Genomic DNA, 10,506 nt, shown 5'->3' with positions numbered 1-10,506 from the left:
GCGGTCGGAAGCAGGAACCCGCCGAGACGACTGCGCAAGGAGCCATCCATGCGCAGCGTGGTAGGAATCTCCGGCCTTCAGGCCGGGGAGGATGTCAATTGCAGAGAGCGAGTACCTTTGCTCAACAGGGTTGAGATTTGTCAACTCTTCTATACAAACCTTCTCAATCCCTTTTTTCAACAACCTTGTAGTCGGTAGAGTGTAGGGCATCTTCTGGGAACAGGCGACGTCAGGATCCTTAGCCCTTAGCTGCCAGGTGATACCGGTCACCGCCCTGAAGCTCTTTTGGGTGCAAGCTGAGAGTAACTGTGGCCACTTCCCAGATCTAGGAGATCGTTTAACCATGCGCAACCTCTCTTCCGTTTTGCTGTTCGGGATCCCTTTGGTAAGCCTAGGCTGGACAGGGATCCCGGTGGTGGCCCAATCCGCCAATCCAGCCCTCTGCCAGCAATTTCCCCAAGACATTCGCTGCACCCTCTCTGCCCCCAGACAGGTGGGACAAGCGCCGCAACCCACATCCCGTCCTCGGATTGCAGTCTTGGACTTTGATTTCAGCAGCCTCAGCAATCCCTACAGCTTCCGCGAGGCTTCTCGGGGGGTGAGCGACCTGTTGGTGGATCGGCTGGTGAGAGATGGCACCTTTTCCGTCATCGAGCGCTCGCGGCTGGACGCGATCTTGGCCGAGCAGAACCTGGGTCTATCCGGTCGACTGGATGCCAACACCGCTGCTCAGGTAGGCCGGATCCTGGGGGTCGATGCGGTGATCCTCGGCAGTGTGACCCAGTTTGATGTGTCTGTGCGCCGTTCTGGGGGTGGGGCACCGGTCTTAACTCCCTTCGGCAGCTTCCCGCTGGCGGTGGGCGCTGAGTCAGTGGATGCCGATGCCAACGTGCAGCTGAATGCCCGCTTGGTGAGCACCAGTACTGCCGAGATCTTGGCCGTGGTCGAGGGCAAAGGCAACGCCAGCCAGTCGGATAGCACGGTCACGGTTGCCGGCTTTGGCGGGGGATCCGCTACCAGCAACGAAGAAAAGCTGTTGGTCTTGGCCAGCCAGCAGGCGGTGGAGCAGATTGCCCAGCAGTTGGCCGGTTTTGCCGGACGCTTGGCGGCTCAGCCTCGCTCCTTGCCAACGGTTGACGCCTTGGTGGCGGATGTCTACGGCAACCAGGTGATCCTGAACAAGGGCAGCCGCGATGGCTATCGGGTGGGATTGATTCTTTCTGTGGAGCGCGTCGTCCGCGAGGTGAAGGATCCGGCCACGGGGACAGTCTTGCGCAAATTGACTGAGCCAGCCGGACAGGTCCAACTGACGGAGGTGGATGACAGCTCCAGTGTGGGACGCATTCTCAGCGGGGCAGGCTTCAAGGTTGGGGATGTAGCCAAGCCTCTCCAGTAAACCCCTGAACCGCCCCTCCCAAACTCGATCCTCAGGATCCCTCGATGGGAGCAAAGCCCTGCCGTTGCGTGTTTTCGGTTACGGTGCGCGGCTCTAAAAATTGCAGCAGGTAGTCGGGGCTGCCGGCTTTGGATCCCACGCCGGAGAGCTTGAAGCCGCCGAAGGGCTGCCGCTCCACCAACGCCCCGGTGATCTCGCGGTTGATGTAGAGGTTGCCGACGGCAAAGTCCTGGCGAGCCTGTTGAATGTGGGAAGGGGTGCGGCTGTAGAGACCGCCGGTGAGGGCGTAGGGGGTGGCATTGGCCATCTGCAGAGCAGAAGAAAAGTCCGGCGCTGAGATCACCGCCAAAACCGGGCCAAACAGCTCCCGCTGCGCCAGCTCTGACCGGGGATCCACCTGGCTGAACACAGTGGGGCCGACGAAGTAGCCTTTTTCCGGCACGGGCAGGCTGAGGTCGAGGCGGGCATAGGCTTGGGCCGATTGAATGGCCTGTTGCAGGCGAGCTTGGGCCTCTGCATCGATGACCGGGCCAACTTGGGTGCCGGGGTGGGCTGGATCCCCCACATTTAAAGAGCGCACCGCCTCGATGAGCCGCCCCAAGAACAGGTCGTGAATGGACTGCAAAACGATCGCCCGCGAGCAGGCGGAGCATTTCTGGCCACTGTAGCCAAAGGCGGAGTTGACCACTCCTTTGACCGCCTGATCCAGGTCGGCGCTTTCGTCGATGAGGATGGCGTTTTTGCCCCCCATCTCGGCAATGACCCGTTTGATGTGGTGCTGGCCCGGCTGCAGTTGCGCGGCTTGGGCGAGGATCTGGCAACCCACCGCCTGGGATCCGGTGAAGGCAATCAGGTGCACCCGCCGGTCTTGAACCAACAGGGGGCCGATGGCTTCGCCCACCCCCGGCAGGAATTGAAAAACACCCTCCGGGATCCCAGCTTCGGCAAGGGCCTTGAGGATAAACTCCGCCAGTTTGGCGGCGATCAGCGAAGATTGCTCCGCCGGTTTGAGGAGCACGCAGTTTCCGGCCACCAAAGCCGCCGCTGTCATGCCACAGGGGATGGAGAGGGGGAAGTTCCAGGGGGCGATCACCACCGCCACACCGCGGGGCCGGTAGTGGTAATGGTTGGTTTCGCCGGGCAGGTTGCACTCCCGTCCCCGCTCCAGAGCCTCCATCTGTTGGGCGTAGTAGCGGCAAAAATCGATGGCCTCGGAAACTTCCCCATCGGCCTGGGCAATGGGCTTGCCCACCTCCAGCACCATCCAGGCAGCCAGCTCCGCCCGCTGGGCTTCGATTTGCTCCGCCACCCGCCGCAGGATCCCCGCCCTCACGGCAACGGGGGTGCGCCTCCAGCTGGGGAAGCTGGCTTGGGCCGCTGCCAAGGCTTGCTCCACCTGTTCCGGCTCGGTCAACCCAATTTCCGCCACCACCTGTTCAGGATCCGCAGGGTTGAGGGAGAGCATCGCTTGTCGGGTGGGGCGATATTCTCCGGCAATCCAGGGCTGAACCCTCTGACCCAGTTGAGGCCGGATCTCGTCCAATGCCTGAAAAAAGGGATCCCGCTGCTGGGGCTGGCTGAAATCCGTATCGGGAGCGGCGGCAAACGAGAGAGAAGGAGCCTGGAAAACGGATCCCTCGTCCAAGACCGGCGGGGCCAACAGCTGCTCGGGGTTGTAGCCCTGAACGCTTTGCCGCAGGAAAGAGGTGTTGGCGGTGTTTTCCAGCAAACGCCGGATCAGGTAGGCCATACCCGGCAGCAGCTCCCCGTAGGGGCAGTACACCCGCACCCGCTGTCCCTTCTGCACCAAGGCCTTGGCCAGGGGATCGGCCATGCCATAGAGCACCTGCAGTTCAAAAGCAGACTGGGGCACCTCCAGGGCTTGGGCAATGGCGATGGCTTTGGCCTGAGAGCGCACATTGTGGCTGGCGATGGCGGCGTGGAGATGGGTGTGGTGCTCCAACAAAAGCTGGGTCATGCGCTCGAAGTTGGCGTCGGTAGCAGACTTGCTGTTGTAAACCGGCTGTGGCCAGTGCTTTTGCGCCGCCAGGATGGTCTCTTGATCCCAGTAGGCCCCCTTGACCAAGCGCACCGTCACCGGGGATCCCCGCTCTTTGGCCCAGGCGATCAGGTTTTGCAGATCGGTGTAGCTATCCCGCAGGTAGGCTTGCAGCGTCAGGCCAACGTCGGTGCGGCTTTTGAACTCCGGCTCCAGCAGCAGCTCCTGCAAAATGGCCAGGGTGAGGGATTTGTAGCGGTACTGCTCCATATCGAAATGGATCCCGACTCCCAGAGCTTCTGCCCGGCGCAACAGGATGCGAATCCGTTCCCCCACTTTGGCTTTGGCCCCCAGGGGATCGATGGGATCGAACTGGGAATAGAAGGCTGTCAGCTTCACCGACACTTGCGGCACCGGCTGCGGTTGTGGCCAGGTTTTGACCATCTTTGCCAAATGCTCCATCACCTGCAGATAGCGATCCAGATAGGATTGGGCTTCCGCTTCGGTGATGACGGCTTCCCCCAGCAAATCCAGGGTGAAAGCCATACCCTGCCGGTGCAAAGCTTCCAGAGTTTTGCTGACTTGCTGTAGAGTTTCTCCGGCAATATAGCGGCGGGCCAGAGCTTCCACAGCAGCGGTGAGAGTGCTGGCAGCCAACTGTCCTGGCAGGGAGTCGGGGTCTGCGAAGTTGAGCAGGCTCTTCAGCATCCCCGGCAACTCTACTGCCGGATCCAAGAGATACTCCTGCAAATGGCGGGCCACCTCAGCCTTACTTTTCAAGCTGGGCAAGACATCGATCAAGCGGAACAACTGGGTGCGCAGGTGGGGGTTCTCCATCGCCCAGGCCAGCAGCTTGTCCTCCCAGCGCAGTTGATCCCGCCACTGGGCCAGCAGGGATCGCTTCTCTCCCCAAAGAGAGGCCAACAAAGATTGGGCGAGAGCTTGGGTTTGAGCCTCGTAGGCGGTAGGAGCAGCTTGGGCAACCATCTGATGAACTGGGTGAACTGGGGCGCAGGATCCCTACCATCCTGTCATGGAAAGGATGGAACCTGAGGCCGATTTTGGGAAGATAATGGCAGATGGGGCCACCGCAAATCCTCGAATAGCTACACCGGGTATAAACAGCTTTGCAGGAGAAACTTATGCAGGCTTTTGTTGCAGGGGCTACGGGAGAAACCGGGCGCCGCATTGTCAAAGAGTTGGTGGGCCGCGACATCCCGGTACGGGCGCTGGTGCGCAGCCATGAGCTGGCCGCTCGAGTTTTGCCCCCCGAAGCGGAAGTGGTGGTGGGGGATGTGCTGGATCCGGCCACGCTGGAGACGGGCATGGAAGGATGCACGGTGGTGCTCTGTGCCACCGGGGCCAGGCCCAGTTGGGATCCCTTTCAGCCCTACCGAGTCGACTATGAAGGCACCAAGAACCTGGTCGATGTGGCCAAAGCCAAAGGGATCCAACACTTTGTTTTGATTTCTTCTCTGTGCGTGTCTCAGTTGTTCCACCCCCTCAATTTGTTTTGGCTGATCCTAGTGTGGAAAAAACGGGCAGAAGAATACTTGCAAAAGAGCGGCCTCACCTACACCATCGTTCGACCGGGGGGCCTAAAAAACCAAGACAACGACGATGGCATTGTCCTATCCAAGGCGGATACCCTCTTTGACGGCAGCATCCCCCGCACGAAAGTAGCCCAAGTGGCCGTCGAAAGTTTATTCCAGCCCGCCGCCCAAAATCGCATCCTTGAGATCATCGCCAAGCCGGGTGTGCCCAACCAAGAATGGAGCGCTCTCTTTGCTATGGCAAGGTAGGTACCGAGCTGCATGCATGCTGCATACATTATGACTATGAGCGAGTATGAACGCGGCTCCCAGTTCCTCAGCAGGCTCGAACTTGGTGGGCGCATGGCACTCCTGGAAAGTCGATCCTGCATTGGTCGATAGTCTGCCGCAAAATGTCGGTGCCAAGCTAAACTTCTCGTTTTGCCCTTAACTTCCCTCTGTCTGGGAACCAGAAGACTTGGCCAACTGCTGCAAACGATTTAAGATCTGCGCCTCAGCGTTGGCATCGTGGAGTCGCAACGTTAGGCGGGGCACCCGCAACGAAGCCGTAATCCGGCCTGAGGGCAGATCCAGCCACACCAGTTGCCCTTGAAAACAGCGACAAGCGGCTCCCCATTCCTGGGCCAGAGCCTCTACCTCTGACCAGACAAGGCAACGTGGCAGCAGCAGGTCGGTGGCCCACCCCGCTCCACACTCCCGCCGCCTGAGGATACGCACCTGCATGGATCCCTACATCCGCTCGGCGTAAAACTCGCACCAGGGATCCCCCTTCTCTCTGGCCTTGGTCTCCTGGCCGTGGAAGAGCCCACCCCGCTGGAAGAGGCGGTTGTAGAAGACTTGATCCAAAACCGGCTTCTGCTGGATGTTGCCGTTGTAGACCAGATTCATCATCGCCGGCACCGCCCCTTGGGCAAAGTAGCAGGCGGGATCCTCTGCCCGTGGGTAGGAAGCCAAAAAGTAGTTGGCTTCGTAGTTGCCATCGATCGCCACCCGACAAGACTGTCCGCTCACCACCTCTAAGGCCTGCCAGCGCCCCCAGCCTAAGCTACTGGCTACCGCATAGGCACCATGGATCCAGTCGGTATCCTTCTCTAGCATTGGCCCCACAAGGGTTTCCCACTCCACGGATTCCATAATGTTGCCGAAGGTGTAGAACACACAGACATGCCCCGACTCGCGGATAAGAGCTTCCCCCACCCCCATCAGCTCAGCCTGCACCGCCTTCAGCTCCTGTAAAAAGCGATACTGAATGCGGTTGTAGTAGTTGGCAGGCATGCGCGTTAGCAACACGTTAAAGGCGCGAATTTGCCCCCGCTCATCTCCGGCCAAAGGCAAGCCCCACAGAGCTTCGTTGACCGCATCGTAGTCCACTGCTGTTGTGGGCCGGGGGAACTGGAGCGGCTGCTCGATCAACTTGCCCATCCCTGGACTGGGAGTCAACAACTGGGGCCGCGGCAGCCGAGTAACCTGGATCACGCAGTGATCCTTGCGCGTAACGGCCATACACTCCGTTTCTTCTGCCCCGTAGCTTCCCAGCTCGCCAAAAGTGGCATCCAGAGCTGCCGCCACATAGCCCACCGCCAAGTGGTCAATCGGGCGCGTGCGGCTGACCTGCTCTCCGTACTTGCTCAGCCAACCTTCTGCATAGTGAGAATGGGTAAGCTGCACTTCCCCGCCTGAAGGTGTCACCTCAAACGCCAGCCGCCCAAATCCTAAAAAACTGAAGATCTGGGCTGCCACTGCCAAGCGCCCTTGGGTCTCCTGAACGCCAAGAGTCTTAAAAGCTCCGTACAGAAGACTGTAAAAGATCTCCTGGGCTGCCGTGCGCAGGATCCCTACTCCATCGATCCAGTCGGGATCTTCGATGGTCTGCTGCAGGAAGAGGTTGTAGTGATGGCAGTGGAAGATAACCGGCTCTCCAAACAGGGAGATGAGCTTACGGTCGCGGTCGAGATGTAGATGCTCAAGCATAGGCAAGTGAACTCAGATAAACAATAGGGGATCCCACAAGCGCAGCAACTGCCCTCAGACAAACCTCGCCAGCTATTCTCGACTACTCAAACCGGCATGGCAATAGGCAGCCGCTCTCGGCCCAAAAGATCGGCCACTGCCTTTTGTAGAGAATGCGCAACTCCTGCCGGGTCAGGGTGCCTTTTTCAAGGCGGTTGCGGTCTAGACCTGTTTTCAAAGACAGGCGCATGGCCACAAAGTTGGGATCCGGAGCGTAGCGCCTGGCATAGCTCACCAAAGCCTGAGTAGTGGATGTGGTGGTGTCCTGAACGGGGGGTAACAGCGGCTTTCCGTCGATGAGGATGGCTTTGACACGCTCTGAAATTGCCTTGAGGTCAGTGTGAGAGCGAGTTAGAAATAAAACAAAGTAGGGGCTTTTGGGAAATGCTTTGATGACAACCCGCAACCCCGACGTGCCGGCCAAAAGGTAGTCCGCCTCTTGGTCAGGGCTTGCCGACTGGCAGAGGCGATTGTTGGCCTGTATCAAGTCAGCCGCGTAGTTGCCCAACTGTTCCAGAGAGATTTCCTCCTGCACATCGTTGGTGTACGCAACCCTAGCCACTGCAACGCCATCGGTTACTCGCCCCACCAAAGCTGCGATCAAGCCCGGAAGACCGGCAATGTGCTGCTCAACCACACTGATAAGGGTACGTATGGTCACCAGTTTGCCTCCAGATAGAGATTGAGATTGCAAGAGATTGCCCGTCCCCCAAACTCAGCCTTCAAGAGAGGAGCCTGCGGTCGCAGTCGAGATGAAAGGGTTTAAGCGCGAGCAAATAAACTTAAAGTAAACCTAAAAAAGCCTTCCACGTGTAGCAGCTACCCCTGGACAAAGCTTGCTAGCTATTTTGAACTACTCAGGCCGGCATGGCAATAGGCAGACGCTCTCGGCCCAAAAGATCTGCTACCGCTTTGTAAAGAATGCGCAGCTCCTGCCGGGTCAGGGTGCCCTTTTCGAGACGGTTGCGGTCTAGGCCCGTTTTCAAAGACAGACGCAGGGCCACAAAGTTGGGATCCGGAGCGTAGCGCTTGGCATAGTCCATCAGAGCCTGAGCCAAAGACATGGTGCTGTCCTGCACAGGGGGCAGTAGCGGCTTTCCGTCAATCAGAATGGCTTTGATGCGCTCTGAAATGGCTCTGAGGTCGGTGATGGAACGGGTCAGGAGTAACACAAAGTAGGGGCTTTTGGGAAACGCTTTGATGACAACCCGCAACGCCGAAGTGCCGGCCAAAAGGTAGTCCGCCTCTTGGTCAGAGCTGACAAGCTGGCATAGACGACTGTTGGCCTGGACTAGGTCGCCGGCGTAGGTGCCCAAACGTTCTAGGGCTTGCTCCTCTTGGGAATCGCTGACGTAGGTTACTTTGGCTACTGTAGCACCATCAGTGGCCCGCCCTATCAAAACAGCAATCAAGCCCGGAAGGCCGGCGATGTGCTGTTCAATCACGCTGCTGAGGGTTCGGATAGCCATGATCTGACTCCTTCCTGCGGCTACATGGGATAGCTTAAATGCACGTACTATCCCCTGTACTTATTCTACCAAAATGGATCAGATGCTTCCAGACAAATCTCCCGGCCGGCTTAGCTCCAGGGATCCCAGTGCTCATGAAATTGGCCTTCCAAGATGGCCTGACGCATCTTCTGGGTGTAGCGCATCAGCTCTGTGATGTTGTGGATGGAGAGCAGAGTGTAGCCCAGGATCTCTTGCGCGCGGATGAGGTGACACAAGTAGGCTCGGCTGAAGTGGCGGCAGGTGTAGCAGGGACAGTCGGGATCGATGGGATCCAGGCTGCGGCGGTGCTCGGCATTTTTGATGTTCCAGCGTTTGCCCCGGCTGATCACCGTGCCATGGCGGGCATAGCGGGTGGGGATCACGCAGTCAAACAAATCCACTCCGGCGGCCACGGCGGCCCGCATCTCTGCATAGGTGCCCACCCCCATGAGATAACGGGGGCGATCTGCCGGCAGTAGAGGGGCTGTTTGCCGCACAACGGCGTGCATAAACTCGACCGGCTCCCCCACACTCACCCCGCCAATGGCATAGCCCGGCAGATCCAACCGACAGACCTCTTCCACCGCCCGCCGGCGCAGCTCAGGGTAAACTCCCCCCTGCACAATGCCAAACAAAGCCTGATCTGAGCGGCGATGGGCTTTCACGCACCGTTTCAGCCACTGGGTGGTTCGCCGCACCGCTGCTTCCACTTCCTCAGGGCTGGCAGGATAGGGCGGGCACTCGTCGAAGGCCATGATGATGTCGGCCCCCAGGGCGTTTTGAATCTGGATGGATAGCTCTGGGGTGAAGTGGATCGTTCGGCCATCGCGGGGCGAGCGAAACGTTACCCCCTCCTCGTTGATTTGGCGAATGGCGCTGAGGCTGAAGACCTGAAAGCCGCCTGAATCGGTGAGGATGGGGCCCGACCAGCCCATAAAGCGGTGCAGCCCCCCTGCTGCTTGAATGATGTCCTCGCCGGGCTGTAGGTGCAGGTGATAGGTGTTGCTGAGGATGATGTGGGCACCTGTCTCCTTGAGCTGGGCCGGGGTGAGGGTTTTCACGTTGGCCAAAGTTCCCACCGGCATAAAGCAAGGGGTTGGGATCCCACCGTGGGGGGTGACGAAGTATCCTGCCCGCGCTTGAGTGTGGGGGCAAGTGCCCTCACAAGTAAAGGTAAAGTCGGCCAAGGTCAGCGTTATCGGCTTTAATCTTGTGCGCAGCAGAGCTTAGCACAGATAGAGCCGCCGGCAAGGGATCCCTTTTGCCAGCCTTGACAGGGATCCCCTGCTTTGGGCACACTTGTAGATCGCCGCGGAACTGGCGGAATGGTAGACGCGCTAGATTCAGGTTCTAGTGGCAGCAATGCCTTCGGGGTTCAAGTCCCCGGTTCCGCACTCCCCCAAAATGGGTTTCAGGGGATACTGCCAGGTTGTCCGGCTTCACCTCCACTTCTAGAGGGCCAGCTCCTTTTCGATTTGGCCAAGCTTGATGCGGGCAAGGGCCAAGTTGCCTTTCTCTCGATCCAGAACCAGATAGAAAAACAAACCAGAGATGTGCTGGACTAGATGCATTAGGTGGTAGTAAACTACCCGGCTCCGACCGCTAAGCGGTACGGAGCAGGCTTTCAGTAGCCCTGGGCCTGCTCTGCTCTGCCAGAGAACAAAACAGGCCCGAACCTCTAGGCTGGTTTACGGCAGCCCCCAAGAGCGCAATCACATTCGCACCATTCAAGTCCGCATTTCCTTCCCATCCACAGTGCCCACACTTGAACTTCTTTCCGCTGCGGTAGGATTGCGCAGGGTCGGGATGGACGTGCAAACACCGGTGGCAGGTCTGCGACGTGTAGGCGGGCGGCACAAGAACCAGAGAAACCCCTGCAACTCTCGCCTTGTATTCCAGAAACTGACGTAGTTGGTAGAACGCCCAACTGTTGGCCCTGCGCCTTTCGGTTTTGCTGCGTGGCTGTTGATTGACCCTTTCCCGGATCCCTGTCAGGTCTTCCAGAGCGATAGCGCTGTTGGTAGCTTTTGCCCTAGAGACAATAGCTTTGGAGATGCG

10 protein-coding genes and 1 tRNA gene are annotated in these 10,506 nt (G+C 58.8%); 3 read left to right on the top strand and 8 right to left on the bottom strand.

What is annotated here, in order from left to right:
* Positions 1-270 (bottom strand): hypothetical protein (locus NW828_RS12910; protein ID WP_414384278.1); only part of this gene is annotated, 270 nt, incomplete at its 3' end.
* 73 nt (positions 271-343) lie between these two features.
* On the opposite strand from NW828_RS12910, the gene NW828_RS12905 reads away from it, so the two are divergent.
* Positions 344-1,396, top strand: coding sequence for a CsgG/HfaB family protein (locus tag NW828_RS12905; RefSeq protein ID WP_414384276.1), 1,053 nt, complete (start codon positions 344-346; stop codon positions 1,394-1,396).
* 31 nt (positions 1,397-1,427) lie between these two features.
* Here NW828_RS12905 and pruA read toward each other — a convergent pair whose 3' ends face one another.
* A complete protein-coding gene (gene pruA, locus NW828_RS12900) occupies positions 1,428-4,382 on the bottom strand; it encodes an L-glutamate gamma-semialdehyde dehydrogenase (protein ID WP_414384274.1) in 2,955 nt (984 codons plus the stop codon).
* 155 nt (positions 4,383-4,537) lie between these two features.
* Between pruA and NW828_RS12895 the strand changes: the two genes are divergently transcribed.
* A complete protein-coding gene (locus tag NW828_RS12895; protein WP_414351086.1) occupies positions 4,538-5,197 on the top strand; it encodes an SDR family oxidoreductase in 660 nt (219 codons plus the stop codon).
* 177 nt (positions 5,198-5,374) lie between these two features.
* Here NW828_RS12895 and NW828_RS12890 read toward each other — a convergent pair whose 3' ends face one another.
* From NW828_RS12890 to tgt, 5 genes are all read right to left on the bottom strand, one after another.
* Complete coding sequence (locus tag NW828_RS12890; RefSeq protein ID WP_414351089.1) at positions 5,375-5,671, bottom strand: hypothetical protein; 297 nt, start codon at positions 5,669-5,671, stop codon at positions 5,375-5,377.
* A 6-nt stretch (positions 5,672-5,677) separates the two neighbouring features.
* Positions 5,678-6,919 carry a hypothetical protein gene (locus tag NW828_RS12885; RefSeq protein ID WP_414384272.1) on the bottom strand — a complete coding sequence of 414 codons (1,242 nt, stop codon included), beginning with the start codon at positions 6,917-6,919 and terminating at the stop codon, positions 5,678-5,680.
* 82 nt (positions 6,920-7,001) lie between these two features.
* Positions 7,002-7,619: a hypothetical protein gene (locus tag NW828_RS12880; RefSeq protein WP_414384270.1), complete on the bottom strand. Its 618-nt coding sequence runs from the start codon at positions 7,617-7,619 to the stop codon at positions 7,002-7,004.
* Between the two features lie 196 nt (positions 7,620-7,815).
* Positions 7,816-8,427: a hypothetical protein gene (locus NW828_RS12875; RefSeq protein ID WP_414384268.1), complete on the bottom strand. Its 612-nt coding sequence runs from the start codon at positions 8,425-8,427 to the stop codon at positions 7,816-7,818.
* A 110-nt stretch (positions 8,428-8,537) separates the two neighbouring features.
* A complete protein-coding gene (tgt, locus tag NW828_RS12870; RefSeq protein ID WP_414384280.1) occupies positions 8,538-9,647 on the bottom strand; it encodes a tRNA guanosine(34) transglycosylase Tgt in 1,110 nt (369 codons plus the stop codon).
* Positions 9,648-9,759: 112 nt separating this feature from the next.
* Here tgt and NW828_RS12865 point away from each other — a divergent pair.
* A tRNA-Leu gene (locus NW828_RS12865) sits at positions 9,760-9,842 on the top strand.
* A gap of 208 nt (positions 9,843-10,050) precedes the next feature.
* Here the strand turns inward: NW828_RS12865 and NW828_RS12860 are convergent.
* A partial coding sequence (locus NW828_RS12860) for an RNA-guided endonuclease TnpB family protein (RefSeq protein WP_414384266.1) occupies positions 10,051-10,506 on the bottom strand: 456 nt, incomplete at its 5' end.

This window comes from Synechococcus sp. W55.2, assembly GCF_047461635.1.
GTDB lineage: Bacteria > Cyanobacteriota > Cyanobacteriia > Thermostichales > Thermostichaceae > Thermostichus.
This window is presented reverse-complemented; position numbering and strand designations above follow the sequence as displayed.